The organism is Acinetobacter guillouiae CIP 63.46 (assembly GCF_000368145.1).
GTDB classification, from domain to species: domain Bacteria; phylum Pseudomonadota; class Gammaproteobacteria; order Pseudomonadales; family Moraxellaceae; genus Acinetobacter; species Acinetobacter guillouiae.
On sequence record NZ_KB849282.1, the window covers coordinates 170,400 to 193,350 of the forward strand.

Annotated in this window: 23 protein-coding genes and 1 tRNA gene; 6 read left to right on the top strand and 18 right to left on the bottom strand. The window is 38.0% G+C overall.

The genetic code is table 11. The features are described 5' to 3' along the window. Positions 1 to 14: 14 nt before the first annotated feature. The 5 genes from F981_RS03030 to ispH form a co-directional block, all read right to left on the bottom strand. Positions 15 to 785, bottom strand: a complete 771-nt coding sequence (locus F981_RS03030; RefSeq protein WP_004718290.1) for a pilus assembly PilX family protein — start codon at positions 783 to 785, stop codon at positions 15 to 17. After that, positions 786 to 1,757, bottom strand: a complete 972-nt coding sequence (locus F981_RS03035) for a PilW family protein (protein WP_004718292.1) — start codon at positions 1,755 to 1,757, stop codon at positions 786 to 788. Then, positions 1,757 to 2,314, bottom strand: coding sequence for a type IV pilus modification protein PilV (gene pilV, locus F981_RS03040; protein WP_004718294.1), 558 nt, complete (start codon positions 2,312 to 2,314; stop codon positions 1,757 to 1,759). The genes F981_RS03035 and pilV overlap by 1 nt, the downstream gene beginning before the upstream one ends. Beyond that, a complete protein-coding gene (locus tag F981_RS03045; RefSeq protein WP_004718296.1) occupies positions 2,311 to 2,817 on the bottom strand; it encodes a pilus assembly FimT family protein in 507 nt (168 codons plus the stop codon). The genes pilV and F981_RS03045 overlap by 4 nt, the downstream gene beginning before the upstream one ends. A 142-nt stretch (positions 2,818 to 2,959) precedes the next feature. Next, positions 2,960 to 3,910: a 4-hydroxy-3-methylbut-2-enyl diphosphate reductase gene (gene ispH, locus F981_RS03050; RefSeq protein ID WP_004718298.1), complete on the bottom strand. Its 951-nt coding sequence runs from the start codon at positions 3,908 to 3,910 to the stop codon at positions 2,960 to 2,962. Positions 3,911 to 4,043: 133 nt separating this feature from the next. On the opposite strand from ispH, the gene gmk reads away from it, so the two are divergent. The 6 genes from gmk to bfr all read left to right on the top strand — a co-directional run bounded on the left by gmk (position 4,044) and on the right by bfr (position 9,035). Further along, entirely contained in the window at positions 4,044 to 4,664 is a 621-nt protein-coding gene (gene gmk / locus F981_RS03055; protein ID WP_004718300.1) for a guanylate kinase, read from the top strand. A 121-nt stretch (positions 4,665 to 4,785) separates the two neighbouring features. After that, positions 4,786 to 5,067 carry a DNA-directed RNA polymerase subunit omega gene (gene rpoZ, locus F981_RS03060; protein ID WP_004718302.1) on the top strand — a complete coding sequence of 94 codons (282 nt, stop codon included), beginning with the start codon at positions 4,786 to 4,788 and terminating at the stop codon, positions 5,065 to 5,067. A 212-nt stretch (positions 5,068 to 5,279) separates the two neighbouring features. Next, the gene (locus tag F981_RS03065; protein WP_004718304.1) at positions 5,280 to 7,391 is read left to right on the top strand and encodes a RelA/SpoT family protein; all 2,112 of its coding nucleotides are present in this window, start codon (positions 5,280 to 5,282) and stop codon (positions 7,389 to 7,391) included. 93 nt (positions 7,392 to 7,484) lie between these two features. Further along, positions 7,485 to 7,868, top strand: a complete 384-nt coding sequence (locus F981_RS03070; RefSeq protein WP_004718306.1) for a RidA family protein — start codon at positions 7,485 to 7,487, stop codon at positions 7,866 to 7,868. A 187-nt stretch (positions 7,869 to 8,055) separates the two neighbouring features. Then, a complete protein-coding gene (locus F981_RS03075) occupies positions 8,056 to 8,250 on the top strand; it encodes a bacterioferritin-associated ferredoxin (RefSeq protein ID WP_004718308.1) in 195 nt (64 codons plus the stop codon). A 320-nt stretch (positions 8,251 to 8,570) separates the two neighbouring features. After that, complete coding sequence (bfr, locus tag F981_RS03080; RefSeq protein ID WP_004718309.1) at positions 8,571 to 9,035, top strand: heteropolymeric bacterioferritin subunit Bfr; 465 nt, start codon at positions 8,571 to 8,573, stop codon at positions 9,033 to 9,035. Between the two features lie 510 nt (positions 9,036 to 9,545). On the opposite strand, the gene F981_RS03085 is transcribed toward bfr, so the two are convergent. The 13 genes from F981_RS03085 to F981_RS03145 form a co-directional block, all read right to left on the bottom strand. Then, positions 9,546 to 11,195, bottom strand: a complete 1,650-nt coding sequence (locus tag F981_RS03085; RefSeq protein ID WP_004718311.1) for an O-antigen ligase family protein — start codon at positions 11,193 to 11,195, stop codon at positions 9,546 to 9,548. 54 nt (positions 11,196 to 11,249) lie between these two features. Then, entirely contained in the window at positions 11,250 to 11,606 is a 357-nt protein-coding gene (locus tag F981_RS24360) for a type IV pilin protein (protein WP_004718313.1), read from the bottom strand. Between the two features lie 113 nt (positions 11,607 to 11,719). Then, positions 11,720 to 13,408 carry a PglL family O-oligosaccharyltransferase gene (locus F981_RS03095; protein WP_004718315.1) on the bottom strand — a complete coding sequence of 563 codons (1,689 nt, stop codon included), beginning with the start codon at positions 13,406 to 13,408 and terminating at the stop codon, positions 11,720 to 11,722. A 165-nt stretch (positions 13,409 to 13,573) separates the two neighbouring features. Then, positions 13,574 to 13,927: a prepilin-type N-terminal cleavage/methylation domain-containing protein gene (locus F981_RS24365; RefSeq protein WP_004718317.1), complete on the bottom strand. Its 354-nt coding sequence runs from the start codon at positions 13,925 to 13,927 to the stop codon at positions 13,574 to 13,576. Between the two features lie 201 nt (positions 13,928 to 14,128). Further along, positions 14,129 to 14,695, bottom strand: coding sequence for a TPM domain-containing protein (locus tag F981_RS03105; RefSeq protein ID WP_004718320.1), 567 nt, complete (start codon positions 14,693 to 14,695; stop codon positions 14,129 to 14,131). Next, positions 14,689 to 15,807, bottom strand: coding sequence for a TPM domain-containing protein (locus F981_RS03110; protein WP_004718322.1), 1,119 nt, complete (start codon positions 15,805 to 15,807; stop codon positions 14,689 to 14,691). Before F981_RS03110 ends, F981_RS03105 begins: the two co-directional genes overlap by 7 nt. A gap of 82 nt (positions 15,808 to 15,889) precedes the next feature. Continuing rightward, positions 15,890 to 16,480, bottom strand: a complete 591-nt coding sequence (locus tag F981_RS03115; protein ID WP_004718326.1) for a LemA family protein — start codon at positions 16,478 to 16,480, stop codon at positions 15,890 to 15,892. 100 nt (positions 16,481 to 16,580) lie between these two features. Beyond that, complete coding sequence (locus F981_RS03120) at positions 16,581 to 17,405, bottom strand: tetratricopeptide repeat protein (protein ID WP_004718328.1); 825 nt, start codon at positions 17,403 to 17,405, stop codon at positions 16,581 to 16,583. A gap of 106 nt (positions 17,406 to 17,511) precedes the next feature. After that, on the bottom strand, positions 17,512 to 17,907 hold the full coding sequence (locus tag F981_RS03125) for a ribosome-binding factor A (RefSeq protein WP_004718330.1): 396 nt from the start codon (positions 17,905 to 17,907) through the stop codon (positions 17,512 to 17,514). Beyond that, the gene (gene infB / locus F981_RS03130; RefSeq protein ID WP_004718332.1) at positions 17,907 to 20,615 is read right to left on the bottom strand and encodes a translation initiation factor IF-2; all 2,709 of its coding nucleotides are present in this window, start codon (positions 20,613 to 20,615) and stop codon (positions 17,907 to 17,909) included. The genes F981_RS03125 and infB overlap by 1 nt, the downstream gene beginning before the upstream one ends. Positions 20,616 to 20,625: 10 nt before the next feature. Then, positions 20,626 to 22,110: a transcription termination factor NusA gene (gene nusA, locus F981_RS03135; RefSeq protein ID WP_004718337.1), complete on the bottom strand. Its 1,485-nt coding sequence runs from the start codon at positions 22,108 to 22,110 to the stop codon at positions 20,626 to 20,628. 34 nt (positions 22,111 to 22,144) lie between these two features. After that, on the bottom strand, positions 22,145 to 22,669 hold the full coding sequence (rimP, locus tag F981_RS03140) for a ribosome maturation factor RimP (protein WP_004718339.1): 525 nt from the start codon (positions 22,667 to 22,669) through the stop codon (positions 22,145 to 22,147). Positions 22,670 to 22,871: 202 nt separating this feature from the next. Beyond that, a tRNA-Met gene (locus F981_RS03145) sits at positions 22,872 to 22,948 on the bottom strand. Positions 22,949 to 22,951 lie beyond the last annotated feature (3 nt).

Here is a 22,951-nt window from a genome sequence, read left to right on the forward strand (position 1 = left end):
ATATCCCCTTTACCTTAACTCTTAGTCGCATAACTAATCACAGCATAATCCATGACTTGTTGACTATATGGCACACCCAAATCAGAAAAACATTCTGCAACTGTTTTTTGTTCTGCGTACTTTGCAGACTTGTCATTCAAATGTGTCTTAAAACAATCATTAATTTGGCTTGAAAAACTAGACCATCCAGAACCACTACCACTAGCTGCACCTGGGATAATCGTAGTCACAATAATTTGAACAGGTTGTACCTGATCAAGTTGAACAGTAGAGGTATCTGTACCAGTTGGGAAATATTTAAATGGTACGTCCGTATTACTACTACTTTTTTTCACAGCAATCTGAGAAATCATAATATCTCGTCCACTGCTATAATCATTTTTTGTATATTGACAATAACCTGCAACGCCCAACTCGCTGTTATTTACATCTGTAGCACTGACAGGGTAAATAACACTTGCCTGTTGAATAGAAAATAATTTGGCTTGGGTTTTAGGTCTATAGCAGAAAACAAGCTCTTTATTTAAAAAACTATCTGACTTCACAATCCCAAATAAGCCTAATGAACTTAAATTTTTCTGTAAAGTTGCTGAATCCTTATTATCTTTCTCAAGTGCAAAGAACACAGCATCTGCGGTCTGCTGATTCAAACTTTGAATCTGACTATTCGTCGCAATGCTTAACCCTGTTAAACTCTGTTTCACCGCCAAAGTACCAATTAAAACCATTAAAATAAGTACAAATAGTACAGCGATAATCGTGACACCTCTTTGATGGACTCTCATTTATAAATCCTCCATGAGGCCATAGCCATTTCGTAATGCGACTGTCTGACTGATTACATCTCGAATGTATTTAGGATCTGTATCTGATGTACCTAGCGACACGACTTGATCCAAAATAGTAAAACTACTCGGTAATTTATCTTTTTCCGAAATAGAATCATAACCACGCACTAGAGCACCCAACTGAATCGACATAATTCGAGGTCTAGCAGCCCCAGCCTTAGTCAGTGAGTTTGTTGCTCCCATATACTGGTCAATCGTTATATAGCTAAATTCATCTGTATTATTTTGCTTAATCCCAAGTAATACATGAAAATAATCAACACGACGCATAATGATTTGGCTACGCTCACCCAAACCTGAAATATTTGTAGGTAAAGCATCCGTTTCTACTAACGTTTTATAACGACCAGCGTCACAAACTAAAGCCAAATTCCCTGCGGAGCCATCTTGTCGTAAAAAATATCGTTGTACAATAAATGTGCCTTTGTCTATATCGTCTTGTGAAATTGAATTACCCTCACAGTCGAAGCCATTTGGATCAAAGGCTTTATACTGAATGACCAATTGATCACTTTTTATATTTACATTTGACAATCCTACTTTAGCTTGGGTGAAATTCGTTAAATTTGCTGAATCACCAGAAATAAAATATGGAATATTTGCCGTTGCAACTTTCTTCTCATCCTCAGTTAAACCTGTGTAACTTTTTATTGTTGTAAATACGATTCCACTGTATTGATTACGATCATTAACAACCGCTAAATCTGCATCTAAATTAGCGAGTTTTATATCTTTTAGGATATAGTTTAAACCAAAATTTCCATTATCTTGTAATTCTGCTAAGTTCTTCTGAAGCCCATAATTAATACTGCCTGTCAAAAATAACTGCATAGCTGCTGCCATGATCAATAGCCCAATAACTAATGCCAACATTAACTCTACAAGCGTCATACCTTTTGAATAATTCATTAGTAGGCCTCCAAAATGACACATTTAGAGTCTTTATTATAAGAACCATCTTTAGTGCAACTATTTGTCGAACCACCATTAGAAGGATCCGTTTCATCCCAAGCTACAAACACACAATAGCGACTTCTGGTCATATTCCCTGGACAATCACTAATGGCTGCTTTCATTCCATTCAAAAATGCTTTATATAAAATTTGATTTACATCTTCTTCTGCAAATTTCTGGCTAGAACACTTTGTTGTATTACTACATTTTGCCGAATAGCTAGTCGCATAAGTTCTCCCTGCAAAAGCATTTGCGTATGCATCAATCACTTGGTCTACATTATCTACTTTAATTGTTATATTTTTGGATAAGCCTTGGTTATTTGCCCGCATCCGCTCAGATAGATCACGAGCCAAACTCATCGCTTGAATGCGTTTAGACGCATCAAGAGAAGCTTCCATAGCTCTCATTTGCAACATCGCAAAACCTAACACCCCAATTGATAACAATATGAGTGCTACAATGACTTCCATCATACCTATTCCCTTTTGGGAAGATACTGCTTTCATCATGAGGTACAATCCCCGTCAAAATTAGATTTATTCGTTGTTGTAACTTTGCCAAAATTTGTTAAATATACGTATTTACTATAGGGATTACTCGAAACTTGTATTTCTAAATTTTGAGGAAAATCCTCTACATTTCCTTGTGGCAAAAATACAATTTTAGTGAGTGTTGGAATCGTTGAACTATAACCCCATGTCTTTTTCCCAGCATTATCGGTATTACAGACACCTGTTTTAAAACTTAAACTTTGCCCTGAAGGTATATTCCAATATTTACTTTGAGCAGAATCTTTTCCAGCTGAGTTAAGATTAACTGTAACTTTTTTTCGGAATACAGCGGCATCAGACCTCGCTTGAGTCAATATTTTTTCTAAATCAACAGAAGTTCTCTCAAGCTTTCTTCTTATCGTTAAATCTTGAATTTTTGGCGCAGCAATTATAGCAACAATCGAGATAATGATTAGAGTGACTATTAATTCAACTAAGGTGAATCCTCTATTATTTTGCATTGTTACTCCCCTTGCAACAAAAACCTTACCCTATTAAAAATCATAACTTAAATACTTACAAAACCAATACAAGTTGGATAAAAGGCATAAAAAAGCAGATAACTGAAATCTCAGCTATCTGCTTAAAAAATAAAGTTTAAATTTAAGCTTGGGTTACATGAATCCGTAGCTCTTTTGGCAGGCTAAATGTGATGTTTTCCTCACGACCATTTAACTCTTGTGGTGCTGTCGCGCCCCAGTCCTGTAAGCGTTGAATTACTTGTTTAATTAAAATCTCAGGTGCAGATGCCCCTGCTGTAACGCCGATCTTATGATTTGGGTTAAACCACTCCTGTTTTAACTCATCTGCGTTATCAATCAGATAGGCATGTTTCCCCATGCGTTCAGCCAACTCACGTAAACGATTTGAATTCGACGAGTTTGGAGAGCCAACCACCAACACCACATCACATTGTGTTGCTAAATCTCGCACAGCATCTTGGCGGTTTTGCGTGGCATAGCAAATATCATCTTTACGAGGCCCTTGAATTTGAGGGAATTTATTTCGCAAAGCATCAATTACTTTGGCCGTATCATCTATAGATAAGGTTGTTTGGGTCACAAATGCTATTTTTTCAGGATGATGTACTGTTAATGAAGCGACATCTTCTTCATCTTCAACCAGATAAATTTCACCACCATTCTTTTTGTCATATTGCCCCATGGTCCCTTCAACTTCCGGGTGACCTTCATGGCCAATCAAAATTGCTTCGGTGCCTTCACGTGCATATTTCGTCACTTCAATATGTACTTTGGTCACCAATGGGCAGGTTGCATCAAATACTTTTAAACCACGACGTTCTGCTTCTTGTTGAACCGCCTTTGATACACCATGTGCGCTAAAAATAACAATATTATCGTCAGGCACTTCATCTAATTCATCCACAAAAATTGCGCCACGCTGACGTAAATCGTCAACCACAAATTTGTTATGAACCACTTCATGACGAACATAAATAGGTGGATTAAAACATTCAAGCGCACGATTGACGATGGCAATTGCACGATCTACACCTGCACAAAATCCACGCGGATTAGCCAATACAATTTCCATAAAACCCTCAATGCTCACTTCAATGGTGGATATATTTTATCGATTAAACACAAACAATGTGTAAAAACAGTTTTGTTTGTCTTCGCTCTACTCTAAAATAGAGAAGATATTTTATCATATCAGGAAAAATATCATGTCGGGTCTATTGTTTGTCGTTTCTGCGGCATCAGGAACAGGCAAAACATCTCTCGTTAAAGCGCTACTTGAGCGTGTGAGCAATTTACACGTTTCTGTTTCACATACGACTCGTGGTCAGCGACCTGGCGAACTCGACGGTGTTCATTATCATTTTACCTCTAAAGAAAACTTTCTCGATCAAGTCAATCAAGGTGGTTTTATTGAGTACGCAGAAGTTTTTGGTAATTATTATGGTACTGCGCAAGCAACTGTAAAAGACCAATTGGCGAAAGGCCATGATGTGCTACTTGAGATCGATTGGCAAGGTGCTGAGCAAGTTCGTAAACTTTTTCCTGAATCTAAACAAATTTTCATTCTTCCTCCAACGCAGTTTGATTTACGTCAACGTCTCTCAAATCGTGGCACTGACTCTGTTGAAGTCATTGAACATCGTTTAAGTTGTGCTGTAGAAGACATGCAACAATATGTCAACTTTGAATACATCATCATCAATGATGATTTCAATAAAGCGTTACATGATTTGGAATCTGTTATTAATGCCAATCGCTTAAAAATAGATCAACAAGCAAATCGTCATCAGGCTTTAATTACCAAACTGATTACACCACAAACTTAGATCTAAATACTTATGATCTAAATGCTTTCTAAATAAGCTTCGATTAAAACTTGAGTCTATGATGAAAGCATTTTATACTGCACAGTCTATTTAAAAAATTTGTATTCAAACGAGAATTCTTATGGCACGCGTAACCGTTGAAGATTGTTTAGACCATGTGGACAACCGCTTTGAGCTTGTACTAGTGGCAAGCAAACGCGCGCGTCAATTGGCACGTCAAGGCATTGAACCAACTGTTGAGTGGGACAATGACAAGCCGACTGTTGTTGCATTACGTGAAATTGCGATTGGTCATGTGACTAAAGATATCTTGAAGCAACGTGATCAAGATTACCAAACGTCTAGTCTTGACCTTGCTTTATCAGCAAACAATCTTAATCTTGAAGGTTTTTCTTTCCAATAAGCTGAGCCTTTGTAAAAAGCCTAGTTTTTCAACTAGGCTTTTTTATTTCAATTATTTTGCAAAAAGTTTTGCCAATCAATCGACAAAATTCAAAATATTTGTTAAAAAAAATAGATATATTTGATGTCTAGAAATTGACAAGCGGCTCAATATGCTTTTCATTAAAGCATTAGGAAAAATATTTCAAATTTGTAATTTAAGATAGGTGTTCTATGCCAGGCCAACAGGTCAGCCAATCCAAGCAACAGTTGAATGTAATTATCGACGCGTACTTAAAACCAAGTGATGTCGAGCGAGTACTTGTGGCTTGTGATTATGCTGATATTGCGCATGATGGTATTACACGTAAAAGTGGTGAACCCTATATTTTACACCCGATTGCGGTGAGTTGTATCTTGGCACATATGCGTATGGATGCCGAAACGCTCATGGCAGCCTTATTGCACGATGTGATTGAAGATACAGACTTTACCAAAGAAGATATCACTGAAAAATTTGGTAAAACCGTGGCTGAATTGGTCGATGGTGTCACCAAACTCAGTCATTCCAGCGATAAAGAATATAATAAAGCTGCTTCTTTCCGTAAAATTCTTCAAGCTACCCTACAAGACCCCCGTGTCATTATTATCAAACTCGCCGATCGTTATCATAATATGACGACTCTAGGTGCTTTACGGCCAGATAAACGTGCACGCATCGCACAAGAAACTTTTGATATCTTTGTTCCTATGGCGCGTCTTGTCGGTATGAACGAAATGGCAGATAACTTAGAACATCTGTGTTATCAAAACCTAGATCTCGATATGTACAATGATGTACAAGAAAATTTACTCAAAACTAAACCAGAGCGTTGTAAATATCAATCGGTTTGGGAACAAAACTTAGCTGAGTTGCTCAATAATTATAATATTCAAGGGCGCATCAAAAAGAAAAACAACAATATCGAACTCTTACGTCACTTTGTAAAAAATGAAATCGACTTACAAGAACTCACCCATAGCCATGCTTTTGAAATTGTTTTACAAAGCATCGCGGATTGTGACCGTTTGGTGGATGCCTTGCGTGAAAATTTCCAAGTCATCGACTATGAAGACCATATCCGTCGCCCATTACCAGGCGGAAATCAGTCTTTAATGATCAAACTCAAAGGTGAACGTACAACGCTATCCTTAACCATTCAAACCGAGTTGATGCGTAAAGCTGCGCGCTTTGGTGTGGTTCTCGGTGAAAATGCGCCACAAGCTTGTCGTTCTGCGATCCAAGCCTCCATGAAGAATTTAGATCTTCTTGTTGGTGGTGAATGTGCAAAAACCACCTTTAGCGACCTACTTGATTATTTACATCAAGAAAAGATCTGGGTCTACACCCCACATGGACAGCTGCATGAATTACCGCAAGGTGCTACAGCCGTTGATTTTGCGTATTCTGCGAGTTTATTTTTAGGCAACCATGCGGTGGGTGCCAAAATTAATGGTGAAATTAAACCACTCTCAACTCCTTTGGTGAGTGGTCAGGTGGTTGAAGTCATTACCGATGTATTGGCAACCCCAAACCCAGACTGGTTAAGCTTTATTAATACCCAAAAAGCACGTCGTGCGATTCAAAACATCTTGCGAGATCAAGATCCGGATGAACAACGCCTAGTGGGGCAACAAGCGCTCAACCGTGCTTTAAAACTGTTTAACCGCTCGACCAAAGACTTATCCGAAGCGGATTGGAAAGATCTATTAGAGTGGCGCCATGTGCCCGATAAAGACACTTTATTTGAACAAATTGCAGTGGGAGACCTACTACCACAACTGGTCGCCAACCATTTATTTGCCCAATCTAAAGCCACTGAAGAACATGCTTCAAATCGCCTCATCCAAGGTACAGATGGTGTCGATGTAAAATATGCACACTGCTGTAACCCAGTATTGGGAGATCCTATTCAAGGACATTTATCCCGTCGTGGCTTAATTGTGCATCGTGCACGCTGTCATAACTTATTGCATGAACAACATTTACATCCTGAAAATATCATGTCTTTACAGTGGACATCGGAAGAAGAAGACGATGTGAACTTTAATGCTTATTTGAGTATTGATCTTATTTTAACCGATGAACAAATTTCAGAATTGATTTACTTATGTCGTAAAGCAAAAACTGGGGTTGAATCAGTACGCTCTCATGAAGATAAAACCTATGTGAATATCGTGGTGAATAATCGTAAACAAATTGCGCAAATCATTCGTGAATTACGTATGCAATTTGGTTTTCCTCGTATTAGTCGAATGTCTATGCCAGTTTCAATTAATGAGACGCTAAAAGCAAAAGCGTGCTAAATTAAGACCTGTAATGTTTATCGATAATCTTCGATGCACTTTGCATGCCATTCATGCTTTATGATGAAATGATTTGAAATCAAGGAGAAATCAATGTCCCGCCAAGTGATCCATACTGAAAATGCCCCTGCTGCAATTGGTACTTATTCACAAGCCATTTTAGTAGACAACACATTATATCTTTCAGGGCAAATTGGCTTAGATCCATATAGCATGGAATTGGTTGAAGGCATTGAAGCACAAATTCGACGTGTTTTTGATAATTTAAAAGCAGTCTGTGAAGCCGCAGGTGGTTCTTTAGCAGATATTGCAAAGCTCAATATTTTTCTTACCGATTTATCCAACTTTCAATTGGTCAACCAGATCATGGGTGAATACTTTGCTCAACCTTATCCTGCACGTGCGGCATTAGGTGTTGCCTCTTTACCTAAAAATGCATTGGTTGAAATGGATGGTATTGTGATTATTCCTCAATAATAACAGCCAAAACTAATTGTTTGATTTTAAATGAATTTAAAAAATAAACTAAATACTACCGATCAGGTGGTATTTTTTTATTCAAAAAGCCAATAAAGATAAATGAGATTTCAAATGAATTTCATTGACAAATGATAACAATTATCAATAATATTAGTTATCGCATTTAACCTTAGGGTTGAGTTTCATGTACGTTTGTTTATGTCGTGGTATTACAGATCAAGATATCAAAGATGCAATGGCAAATGGTGCAGAGAGCTACCGTGAAGTACGTGAATTATTAGACTTAGGCACGTGCTGTGGTCGCTGTGCCCCTGAAGCAAAAAGTATTATCAATGAAGAGCTATCGCTGATTGCAGCACGTATTTCTGTTGCCGCGTAGCTTTTGATCCAAAAATTCAAACATAAAAATAAGTTTAGATTTATAACGACAATAAATAAGTTTTTTTAATGATCCCCAGATCATTCTCCTCCCCCGCTTCGACTCAAAGCGGGTTCGTTTTTTTCAATCAATCTCTTTTAGCCAAAACGACATCCCTATTGTTTTTGATTGCGATTTTCATTTGCCGTTCCATAAACTACTCGTAACCCTGCAAAAAGTTGATTAATATAGAACCATATCAAATTACCTTAATCATTAAATTTCAATGACTCAGTTTAAATTCACGTTAAGGTAAAAAATTAGAATGGAGTTTTAACCATATGCAAGGCAATCGAGACGTAATTAATCAACTCAATCAAGTGCTTTATCATCATTTGACTGCGATTAACCAATACTTTTTACACTCGCGTATGTTTAATGATTGGGGAATCGAGAAACTTGGTTCGGCTGAATACAAAGAATCTATTCGCCAAATGAAGCACGCGGATAAGATCATTGAACGTATTCTTTTCTTGGAAGGTTTGCCGAATCTTCAACATTTAGGCAAGCTATACATTGGCCAGCATACAGTTGAAGTTTTAAACTGTGATGTACGTAAAGTAAAAGAAAATATTGATGCATTAAAAACAGCTGTTGCACTCGCTGAAAACAACTTAGATTATGTGACTCGTGATCTTGTTCAAGAAATTCTTGAGAAAGAAGAAGAGTTTTGGGATTGGACAACCACCCAACTGGATCTAAGCGAAAGTGTTGGTATCGAAAATTATATTCAAAGCCAACTATAATTTTTAAATATCACAAAAAAATCCCCCAACTGATTGGGGGATTTTTTTTGCATTTCAAAATGTGGCGATGCAAAATTTACAATCCTCAAAATGCGCTTTATGAAATGGTATAGTCAAACCACCTAATTACTCATAAAGTGATTTCTATCAAGTCATTGACCATCAATGAAGCTTATGTTTTTTATGAACTTTTATAAACTGTTGGTTATCAATTCATTTTTTGTACTTTTGAATCCTAGATGGTTGTTCTATCGTGTGGCGACATGGATGTCGCCGTTGGGCGGGGGTACAGGACGTACCCCTCGCCAAACAAAAGATTTTTGTCATCTTTTCATCTCTGAAAAGTGAGGCATCGCCTACGCAGAGGTATTTAAACTTTGAATGTAAGGTGTGGCATTGCAATCCTTTTACAATCAAACAATTTATTTCCCCATTCAATTGATTTAATTAAAAATATTAATTAAGAGGAATTATACTCGTATGTCTGAGTTTTTTGACAGGTTTGCTATATTATTTCCCTACAGCAGATACAGGCAATAGCTCCTGATATGATTTCTCTTGCCCATGCAGCGTCTTCAGAATCCATAACTGATGTTCAGCCTCAACTTTTTTGCCATTAAAAGCCAAAACCTGTGCATATTTCTGAATATCATAGGCTGACGCTAAGTTCGCCACCATACGTCCCATATATTGCAACTGCTGATCTGACATTTTGCTATATGGATTAAAGCCAATCCACCAGACACGTTCTTTAAATTGCGTCAGTAACAAAATATCTTGATTCATCACTGCTTGCTGTGAAGCACTTAATGGTGTTTTCTTATTTACGAATACACTTTGTTGGCGGTATAAAATATAGTCTCGATAAATCACTCCCACCAAGACCAAACCAATCACAATAATACTTACTGTAACCGAAGACTTTAAGTTCACTGTAGGCAAGCGAGGATATTGTGCTTGGATGATCCCCAATAAAAAACCCAAAGGGAGTAAGAAATATGCATAGTGAATTGGGTATTCCAATAGAGCATGAATCAAAATGGCACAGACCATCAATCCCGCTGCAATTGAAACTGTATCTTTAATGCCTTTATTTAACCAATACAACCAACATGCCATATAAACAATAATCAATCCACCAATCGGAATACCATTCCAAATCAGTAAATCCAAAATCACATTATGCGCGGTTTTATACCATTCATGTGATGGATATAAATCAAAAGCGGCGATTTGCGCCATCCCTGTTTGATTCCAGCCATAACCAAACCATGGCTTTTCTGAAATCGCAACTAAGGCTTGATTCCACATATCTAACCGTAGATAGCCTGATGTTGCTCTCTCGACCACTGAATTTGCTTGTGCTACATCTTGGGTTGATACAGAGGCAATCCACTGATTCAGCATCGGCAAGCATGTAATCAACACAATAAACACACCAGACCATGCGAGTAATTTGATAAACCCAAAGCGTTTAGTTTGACCGAATTGCTTGATTGTCAAATAAATCAGTGTGAACAAACACACCACCCAAGCAGTCCGTGATTGAGTCAGCGCAATGGTCAATAGAAAAATAAAAGTTGATGGCCCGAGTATGTAATTTGATAGTATTTTCTTTTCATAAAAATATAAACATGCAAATACTCCCATACACATAAACGTCGCCAGATTATTCGGCTGGGCAAAGTTTGCATAGGGACGATTACCATTTAGCAAATTAACCAATGGTCTAAAATACTCGTTTACACCCAGCCATTGACTCATTGCAATAAAACTTGAAAGCATCGCTCCGATAAAAACCACAAGGCTAAATACTTTAAAGACTTGTTCTCTTTGTCCCTTTTCACCTACTGCCAAGTTATAACCGACAATTAACATCAACCAAAACATCGCAATATAGGCTGTACAGAGCAATGCATTACTTAAATACAAAATCTCGCCAAAGCCCCATTGAATCAATGGGATCGCCAATACAGGTAATATAAGTAGTTGTGGTTTTGGTATTTTTAAGTCTTTGTGAATAAAGACACTGAGTAGCATTAGGGCCGATAGAAAAGTAAGCGCTTCACCACCAAAGGTTGTCCAAGGCATTTTATGGATAGGTAAAAGCCAAGCAAGTAAAAGCAATACGGCTGAAAGAATGTAAGGAATGGCTTTCATAGGAAAAGTGAAAAGAAAAACTGAGCCTATTATAGCGTTTCTAGCACTTTTTGTTTAAGGAATGATTGTACAGTTTGCACCTTTACTCAAGTCACAACGGATATCTACTGTAGATGAATGCTTACTTTTTGCCTCAATAATTAGATTGGTTGTCGATTCATTCCATAAAGAAGCATCAGTGATAAAACTACAAGATGAGATAACTGGAACAGTAGGATCAGTTGCATCGTTTTGATCATTTAATGCATAAAAAATATAGTTACTATAATTTTTTGTTTCAGATAAACACGCTTTTACCCCCGCACTTTTAGAGTAGCTTTGATATGCTGGCACTGCGATTGAGACAAGAATTGCAACAATCGCAATCACAATCATTAGTTCTATCAAAGTAAAGCCTCTTTGTTCTTCCATTTTGAATTTTTCAATAGCTGTTTCAATACAATTTATAGATTATTTTCACTATTTCAAATGCTAATTTCTAGAGACACAATAATGATTAAAAAATATCAATAATTGTCACATTATTACAAGTCATGCTCTTTTAAATCAGTCGAGACATGATGATCCTTATAAAAATTATACTTTAGCAAATCATCAGGATTGATATCACTTTTATATATTTTTTCTATTAAAAAAAGACAATATTTTGCATCCTCTTGCTTGCCATTATAAGCGGCCAACTGTGCATATTTATATAAGTAATATTTTGATGGTGTTAGAAGAGTAAGATTTCGATATATCTCGATTTGATCCTCTTTTAACTTAGTAAAAGGATTTACAGCAATCCATTCCGCATCATATTTTAATTGATCTAGGATAAAAATTTTGTTTTGAGCCTGATATGGCGTCACTTTATCAAATTGTGGCTTCTCTTTAAACAATCTCATCATTTCATAAAGTTTTGCCTCAAAACTTTCAGTTATGCTTGCATTATAATCTCTCCAAACAAGCAAAATTAAAGACAGCCAAATCAATACAATTGAATTACCAATCACTTTTGATAATTCAAAATATTTACCATTTCCATCTTCAGACTGAATAACACCACATAACACTGCTACTGGCAGTAAGAAAAAAGCATAGTAAAGAGGAAACTCTAACATTGCATGAATCAACACAACACTAATCATCATTAATGCAATTATGGATTCTATTGAATTCGCTAGCCGATAAAAATGACTATACCAGTAAAGAGCATATCCAATAATTAAGCTTCCTAAAATAACGCCATTCCAGACCAATATATCTAAAATAATATTATGTGAACTTAGGTATCTTTCAGGAGTATCATGTTTCGGCAATGCATCTAAATATGAAAAACTACTCTGATTCCAACCATAGCCCAACCAAGGATGGTCTTGAATAGAAATAAGAGTGTGTGTCCACATAGGTAGTCTTAAATATCCTGTTGTTGCTCTTTCCATTACTGTTGATGCTGATGTCCCAACAACTTGACTGAGTAATGGTAAACCTAATACAAATACAACAAATATAACTGTGAAGCCTATTGCATAAAAACGATTAAACCTGAATGATATTTTATGCTTACAAATTAACCAGTAAACCACACAAAAGATGACTCCTAACCAAACTGTCCGAGATTGACTCAACACCATTGCAAAAAGAATAGTCAAAGCAATCATCAAAATAATAAATGAGGGTAGTTTTTGTTTTTCAAATATGTATAAACAGCCCAATAGCGCTAAAAATAAGGCAGTTGCCATATTATTTGGTTGTGCAAAATTAGCAAAAGGACGGTCTCCTTTTAACTCTAGAATAAATGGAAAGTATGATTCAAAATTTAGCCATTGCATAATTGCTATAAAGGCTGTTACTAAGCCTGCCACAACAAATGTACTTGACACAAACAGCATGACTTTCTGTCTATTGAAATCGCCTATGCATAAATTAAAAGAATAAATTACTGTAATAATAAAAGCAGCTATATACAAAAAACTTAATATAGCCGTACTAAAAAAGAAAACTTGCCCAAAACTGTACTGAAGCAATGGAATTAAGCTGATAATAAATAATGGAATCAGTTGATAAGGGACTTTAAGATTACGATTAAACTGTAAACATAATAAAAAAAATATTGAAAAAAAAGCAGCTATCTCACTACCAAATGTAAACCATGGGGAGAAATGATCTGTAAGCAACCAAGAAAGAATAAAAGTGATTATTGTTATAGTTATGGGAACTAAATTTTTCATAAAATATGACCAAGTATAATTAGGATTTTTATTGATTTTAGAATTAAGCAAAGATTTAAATTTAAAGATGATAATTGTTTAAATTTTTACTAACCCAAGGCTTAATAGATATGATTAATATAAAAAAAGAGCCTTTAAAAGGCCCTTTTTTTAATCTTAATTTAATTAAGGAACTGCCGTAGTTGGAGTACATTTAGCTCCGTTCGCTAGATCACAGTTAACAGTTTGATGTGTACCATTTTTAATATTAAATGATAATGTAGTATTAATTGAAGTAGGTGGTGTAATCGTACCAGAACATGCACTAGCAGTATATGAAGGAGCAGAAGCTGCGCCACTTGGATCTGATAATGCAGCTAAAGCTACATTAGAATATGCTTTTGCTTCAGCCAAACATGCGTTTGTAGAAGATTTTTTCGTATAGTTTTGATAGGCAGGAATCGCAATTGCAGCAAGAATACCGATAATTGCAACAACGATCATTAATTCAATTAAGGTAAAACCTTTTTGAGCATTCATAACATTTCTCCAATGTTTTAAAAATTTTTATAGCTTTTAGAGCAATTTATATGGCTGTTCTTTTTTGTGGAAAAAATCAACAACCAATCGAGACTCTTTGATTTTAGAGAGAATGTAACGCTTTACAAGTTTTTTTTTGCTGCTTATATTTTTACGTAATTATACGTAAAAAAGTGACATTTATTGTCACCAAAAACTAGATTAATTCACAATGATTGGGTTATTTGTTAACTCATTAACATTGGCAACCTGATCATATTGGTTACCATAAAATAAATTTAAAATTTGACCAATTTCTAAGACACCATTGGTGACTGCAGTTCGATAATTTTTGTTTTTTAACTCTGAAATCATCACATCACAAATTTGTTGCCACACCTGTTGTGTGGTGGCTTGATAAATACCACGATCTATCACAATTTCTACTGTCTTTTCACACAAGTTTAAATACAGCAACACACCACTATTATACTCAGTATCCCACACACCCAATTCAGCAAATAATTGTTGTGCTCTGAGACGTGTATTTTGATGATATGCCTGATGACTTGGAATATGCCCCTCAATCACCACTTGTATTTCGCCGACATGACCTTGTTCGGCTTGCGTCACAGTTTGTGCAATGGCGTGTTGATCTTGCTTTGAAAAATAGCGTTTTGATGCAGGCATATATAAAACGTGTTTTAACCAACGTTTTAAGCTAGGTTGTACGTGTTCTTGTAACTTGGGTGCAGTCACAATTGCTGTTGTATCTGTTTTTGTTACCATGAGCCTGATGCTCCTCCACCGCCAAAACCGCCACCGCCGCCACTATACCCCCCACCACCGCCAAAACCGCCCCCTCCACTACTTCCACCACGCCCACCACCAGATAAAAACATTTGGAAAATAAGTTGTGCCAGTGAGGTAATCAACAAGAAGAATATACCAAAACCCAAAACCAGACTCATCACAATCCCTGAACCATAAATAAGACCTGCAGCCGTTGCAGTCACACCCGCAACCGCTGCACTTAAACGATTACCGACAATAAATGATGCAAAGATACCGATCACCAAAATCACCATAGCAGTGGTTAAAGTTCGATCCTTAGCCTCTTGTTCTTGCAGTGCTTGGGTTTGCCGCGCTTTTAGCTCGTCTGCAGCTTGTTTGGCAATTTCAGGATCAAGATTTAAGATACGTTCAATTTCATTGACACCCGCCTGTAAGCCCTGAGCATATTGTCCTTGTTTAAAATCAGGGGTGATTTGATTGCGTATAATTCGACTGACCATAATGTCAGGAAGTACACCTTCTAAACCATAACCTGTTGCAATATGAATTTTTTGATCATTGATTGCGACTGCAATCAATAAACCATTGTCTTGTTTTGCTGAGCCTAACTTCCATTGCTCAGCAACACGCATTGCAAAATCAAAAATACCTTCTTGCCCCGTGGTTGGGACAATGATAATGCCGATTTGCGCTTTGCCTTGGCGATATATATCACGAATTTGTTGTTCTAAATTTTGCTTTTCAGCTGCAGATAAAACCTTAGCTTGATCAACAACAGGCTGATTCAGTGTGGGAATATTTCGAGTAGTTTCACCCTCTGCCATATCATTGGCAACTGGAGGTACGTTTTGTACGGGACTTTGAGGGGCTTGTTGTGTAGTTGGCGTTTGTTTTTGAGTATCTAATGGTTTTGAACCAATCACATTGGGTAAATTGGCATTAGGTACCACTTTGCCCAAAACAATCGCATCTTGTGCCTCTTGCTCATCTGTGGCTGTCGCAGTTTCAGCCCAGACACTTGATTGAACAGAAAGCATCAGTCCTAGAAATACAAATAATATTGTACTCATATTTTTCATTACTGATTTTTCTCGCCATTCAATCATAGGTCACCTTTTATTTAATAATGAATATTCTTAGCCTATCTTTTTCAGCATGCTTTAAAGACAGTGAAATGAAATCACATCATTAATTAAAATTAACTGTTGGCGCTTTAGATGCACCCGCTTCTGCACTAAAGTTTGGTTTGGCTTTCATCCCAATCACTTTAGCAGTCATTGCTTGAGGGAATTGACGTACATAAGTGTTGTAATCTTGGACAGATTCTACATAACGTGTACGTGCAGTACTGATACGGTTTTCCGTACCTTCTAGTTGAACCTGTAGATCACGGAATTGTTCATTGGCTTTTAAATCTGGATAATTTTCTGTCACTGCTAAAAGACGAGATAATGCACCGGTCATTTGTGATTGTGCTTCTTGGTATTTTTTAAACAATTCAGGATCGTTCAATACTTCTTTATCTACTTTTAAACCTGCAACATTGGCACGCGCCTCAGTCACTTCAGTTAAAACTTTTTCTTCATGGGTTGCATAACCTTTGACAACATTGACCAGGTTAGGCACTAAATCTGCTCGACGTTGATATTGGTTTTCAACTTCAGACCATGCCGCATTTACTGACTCATCTTTGGCTTGCAAAGTGTTATAGCCACAACCTGAAAAAGCCAAAGTACTTGCCAATGTAAGTGCAACTAAACCTTTTTTCATTGAATTCATTGCCAATTCCTCAGAGATATTTATTTGTATTTGTTGATATCTCTGCATTCTATACAGTTTAAGGCAAAGTTTTGTTTAATTTCTGCTACCTAGCCAATGATCAAACAATTAAATTTTTGAATGTTTGATAGATATTGACAAAAAATGCCTTAAAGCGAAACCATTTAGAGTGTTGAAAATAATCTAAACGTGACTCAATTAATTTCGGATTGAGATAGCCGATATCTTGAGCGCGCCGATAAAGCAAATCTACTGTTTTATCCGCCAAGTTATAATTCAGCATTTCGATATTGGCCATATTAAAAATAATTTGCGCACTGATTGGATCACGTTTTGTAAACCTTAGACGTTGATCCATCTGAGTTTGGCTATGTAATAGGATTTGTTCTAAATCATAATGTTTATGCTGAAATTGTACAGTTTTAACTTTTGCCTTTGGTTCGGCTGCTTGACCAAAATCCAATCCTAAAACATCGTGATGTTGAATCCATGTTGCATCTTTTTGTTGTTGGATTTTCGCATCTAAAATTTTAACATGAATCCATTCACTGCCCTGATGAAGATTTGGATCACGTTGCATGCCCTGTTCAATCCAATACTTGGCTTTTTCAGACTTCCCAGCCAGCTCATATGCTGTCCCTAGATTCGCAGCGGTTTTAGCTAGATTTGGATATGATTTTTCAATGTGTTTAAATATTTGAATCGCTTGATCGTATTGATGTGCATAAATCAGCAAGACACCATAATCATTTAAATCCTCAACAGATTTGGTCTTAGGTAAATGACCTTGTGCCAATTGCTTTTGAGCAGTTTTTTGATCTAATCCGCCATAACCCAACTCAAAAGCATAAGTATTGATACAGGCATGGGTTGCAACGGATATCACGGACAGCCCAATCACAGGGATATAAAATTTTAGCTTCATCTTGTTATTCTCATTTTGATTATTTAAAAAAATTAACTTATGATTTAAAATATAAAAAAGACATAAAAAAAAGCCACCCTAAGGTGGCTTCTCATTTCAATTACTTTTATTCTTCGTCTTTTTGCTCTGGTAAATCTTTCACAGCTTCTGCGATTAGACCAAACATATAGTTACCATAGGCATTGGTTTTATCATAATGAAAGCGCAAACGCGGAGTTACACGCGTTTTAATACGACGACCTAATTCGTGGCGTAAAAAACCAGATGCTTTATTTAAAACATCTAACGTTTCTTTATTTGCCGCTTCACTTTGCTCATCGCCAAGTTCACGCCCCATCACGGTAACGTAAACTTCTGCATAACCTAGATCTGGACTGACTTTCACTGCAGAGATGGTCACTAGACCACCTAAGCGTGGATCTTTCAGCTCTTGGCGAATCAGTTCTGACAACTCACGTTGCACTGTATCTGCCATACGCTTAAGACGTTGACTACCCGCCATTAAAGACTCCGTTTAATCAACTGAACATCATACACTTCGATTTTATCAAGTGCTTTGATGTCTTTATAACCTTTTACTGCAAGACCACATTCCATACCAGCGCGAACTTCTTCAACCACTTCTTTATAGCGACGAAGAGATTCAAGCTCGCCTTGGAATACCACAACATCATCACGTAGTACACGGATTGGTTTATTACGATGTAATACACCTTCGAGTACCATACAACCTGCAGCAGCACCAAACTTACTTGAATGGAATACTTCACGAACTTCTGCAACACCCAGAATTGTTTCACGGTGTTCAGGTGCAAGTTTTCCGCTCATTGCTGCTTTCACATCATCAATAAGTTGATAGATGATTGAGTAGTAACGAATGTCGATACCATCTGCATCTGCTTTTTGACGCGCGGTATTGTCTGCACGTACGTTAAAGCCAAGAAGCACCGCTTCTGAAGATTCAGCAAGGGTAACATCAGACTCAGTGATTGCACCAACGCCCGAACCGATTACACGTACTTTAACTTCGTCAGTTGCAAGATCAGCAAGTGCAACATGTAGCGCTTCCAAGGTACCACGTACATCAGTTTTAAGAACAACATTTACAATCGGCACATCTTTTTTGCCCATTGATGCCATGATGTTCTCAAGACGCATCGCGCTTTGACGTTCAAGACGTTTTTGACGCTCACGATCCATACGCGCATCGGCAACTTCACGTGCTTTTTTCTCGTCATTAACTACAAGAACTTCATCACCCGCCATTGGCGCTTCTGGAAGACCTAAAATTTCAACTGGAATTGAAGGACCTGCAGATTGAATACGTTGACCATTCTCATCCGTCATCGCACGAACACGGCCGTAAGATGCACCAGCAAGAACCAAGTCACCTACTTTCAATGTACCGTTTTGAACAAGAATAGACGTTACCGCACCACGGCTATTGTCTACACGTGCTTCAATTACAACACCTTGAGCAGCACCTTCTTCAGACGCTTTCAACTCTAACATTTCAGCTTGAATTGAAATCAAATCTAGAAGTTCGTCGATACCTTGACCAGAATGTGCTGAAACCATTGCAACCGGTACATCACCACCCCATTGTTCAGGCACGATTTCTTTGGTTGTTAATTCATTCAATACGCGATCTGGATCAGCTGATTCTTTATCCATTTTATTGATTGCAACAATAATTGGAGTACCCGCAGCACGCGCATGGTCAATTGCTTCCGCAGTTTGTGGCATTACACCATCATCCGCTGCAACAACAAGTACCACGATATCAGTCGCTTTGGCACCACGTGAACGCATTGCAGTAAATGCAGCATGTCCAGGCGTATCAAGGAAAGTAATAATTCCTTTATCCGTTTTAACGTGATAAGCACCAATATGCTGTGTAATCCCGCCCGCTTCACCTTGCGCAACTTTGGCACGACGAATGCGATCAAGTAACGATGTCTTACCATGGTCAACGTGACCCATGATCGTTACAACTGGCGCACGTGTTGTTTGTGCACCACGCGCTTCTTCAGCTGCTTCAAGTAGGTTATCTTCAGCTTGTGTATCAGATACACGTACTGGGTTGTGACCCATTTCTTCAACAATCAATGCTGCAATTTCTTGCTCAATGGCTTGGTTTTGAGTAACAAGCTCACCCATTTTCATGAGTGATTTAATCACTTCACGAACTTTAACTGCCATTTTTGCTGCAAGATCTGCAACAACAATGGTTTCACCAATTTCAACGTCATAAACTTGCTTTTTAACTGGTTTTTCAAAACCATGTTTATTGGCTTGGCTGGTTTTTAAACCACGTTTATGCGGGTTATGGCTGAAAGATTGCTCTTCCTGACCACGACGACCACCTTTTTTAGGAGAACGCGTATTTGCAGTATTGGTACCACGTTTGATTTCACGGTCTTCTTTTGCAAATGAATCTTCATATGCTTGACCAACCAAACCAGCAGCCAACGGTGAATCATCAACGACACGAATCGTTGTCGTTGTTTCATCAGAAGAATACTTAGACGCCATTTGACGCATTTGCTCAAGGGTACGTTGTTGAGCTTCTTCTGCTGACTTACGACGAGCTGCTTCTTCAGTCGCTTTCAGTTGTGCTGCTTGAGCTTCACGGGCACGTTTCTGCTCAGGAGTTTCAATGGTTTTTACGGTTGCTTTGGTAATCGGCTTATTGGTCGATTTACGCTTTACAACAACAGCTGCTTTTGGTGTTTCTTTCGCAGCAGTTTGCTGTTTTGCAGCAGCACGCATTTTTTCTAAATTCGCTTTCGCTGAACTTTCAGTTTTTTCAACTCCACTCACTACAGTATTTTGCTGTACTTTTTGAGTTGACGTCACTTGAGCATTTGCTTGAGCTTTCGCCAAAGCTTCCGCTTTGATTTGTTCAGGGTCTGGCTTAGTAAACGTATGTTTCTTACGAACTTCTACGTTAATTGTCTTCGCTTTACCTGAAGTACTCGCAACTTTAGCTGTACTTGTCGTTTTACGTTTCAACGTGATTTGTCCTGCTTGTCCCGTATCTTGACCATGCGCTTTTTTCAAATGGTTCACGAGAACATCTTGCTGTTCAGTAGAAATTTTATCTTCAGCCTGTTTTTGTGGCAATCCAGCTTCACGCACCTGATCAAGGAGCTTTGCAACAGGAAGTCCTACGCTGACCGCTAACTCTTGAATTGACTTATCCGTCATGTATTACCTCCTAGTTAAACCATGATTCACGTGCTTTCATAATCAATTGACCTGCTTTCTCAGCGCCTAAACCGTCGATATCAGAGATATCATCCGTTGCTTGGTCAGCTAAGTCATCGATTGTTACCACACCACGTGCTGCTAAAGCATGCGCAATTTCAGAAGTCATTCCTTCCATCGCAACAAGTTCTGGACTTGGGTCCTGAATATCTTCTTGTTGCTTTAACGCATCAGCTAAAGCTGCTTCTTTTGCACGACTTTGTAGCAATTCAACTGTATCTGCATCCAATTCGATTTCATCGAAAGTTTCCGCAGGAACATAAGCGATTTCCTCAAGTGAGGTAAAGCCCATTTCTACTAAAGCCATTGCAAGATCTTCTTCAATATCAAGACGTGTTACAAACATGTCTAAATACTGTTGAGCTTCATTTTGTTGACGAGCACGGTACTCATCTTCAAGCATCATATCTAATTTATAGCCCGTAAGCTCTGATGCCAAACGGACGTTTTGACCTTGTGAACCAATTGCTCGCGCAAGTTGATCACTGGTTGCAAAAATAATGTCTGCTGTACGCGCATCTTCATCAATCACAATCCCAGATACATCCGCAGGCTCTAAAGCACTGGCGATATATTGAGCAGGATCATCAGACCACACTACAACATCGATACGCTCACCATTTAACTCAGACTGTACTGCTTGGATACGTGTACCACGCATACCAATACATGCACCGACTGGATCAATACGATGATCGTTGGTTTTAACCGCAATTTTTGCACGTACACCTGGTTGACGCGCTGCTGCTTTAATTTCAATGATTTCTTCAGAAATTTCAGGAATTTCTTTTTTCATTAATGCAATCAGCATTTCAGGTTTAGCACGTGACAACAAGAGTTGCGCACCACGACCTTCACGGTTCACATTGTAAAGAATTGCGTTCATACGCTGTTTAGGGCGAAGAATTTCTTTAGGAATCATTTCTTCACGCGCTAAATACGCTTCTGCATTATCACCCAAGTCAATGATGAAGCCATCTTTGGTTTGTTTTTTCACTTCACCATAGATCAATTCACCGACTTTAGCTTCATAAGCATCCGCTACTAAAGCACGTTCAGCTTCGCGAATTTTTTGCACAATGACTTGTTTGGCAATCTGTGCTGCAATACGACCAAAATCAATTGATGGTACTTCTAACTCACGGATATCACCAATTGACCATTGAGCAGGATCAACATCAGAAATCGCATCTTGACATGCTGGCATTTCATGATCTTCATCAGCAACAACTTCCCATTGACGGAAAGTGCTGTAATCACCTGTTTTACGGTCAATTTCTACGCGTAACTGAGCTTCTTCCGAATTCGTTCCTTCGTAGAATTTCTTTTTCGTCGCTGCAACCAAAGCCTGTTCAAGCGCTTCAAAAATTGCTTCACGACTTACACCTTTCTCATTACTAACCGTTTCAACGACGGTGAGAATTTCACGAGCCATAAGTCACCTATTTATTCAGATTTCTATTTCTGGATTAATCCTGAAAGATCAAATTCGCTTTGTCTATATTGTTGCTATCGATCTCAAGTACTTGCTGTTTTTCAACTTCGACTTGAATGAATTCATTTTCTAAATCTACAGCAATTAATTTTGCTTGGAATTTACGGCGATTTTCAACTGCAGCAATCAAACGCAATGCAACTTGTTGTCCGATGTATTTTTCTAACTGTGCCAACTGGAAGAATGGTCGATCCCAACCTGGTGATGACACTTCTAAAGCATACTCACCTGAAATTGGATCATGTACATCTAATATTGCACCGACTTGCTGAGTCACACGTACACAATCTTGTACGCCAATACCACGACCCAATTCTGCTTCACCATCTTCATTGATTGTTGGTTCAGCATTTTCCACAACGTCTTTGTCGATATAAATACGCAATAAAGAACGCTTACCTTGAGGAATAAATTCGATTCCCCAAAGTTCTACATCACAAGCTTGCACTGCAGGAGTGATTAGATCTTGAAGTGCTTGAGTTTTATTTGATAGCTTCATTTACTCTCGTCATATTTGTGCGATTCAATCGCTCATCGGACTAATTCAAACTTACTATAGTGAAGCATGTCTTTTTGACCAATTGATGTCCACACTACACGATAGCCAATAAAAAAGGGCGTAATCGCCCCTATTATCGCATAGTAAACCGAAGTTCACTATGCAAAAAAGACCCACCTATCTGTGAGCCCTTTTAGAAACTTGGTAGCGGGAGCTGGATTTGAACCAACGACCTTCGGGTTATGAGCCCGACGAGCTACCAGACTGCTCCATCCCGCATCA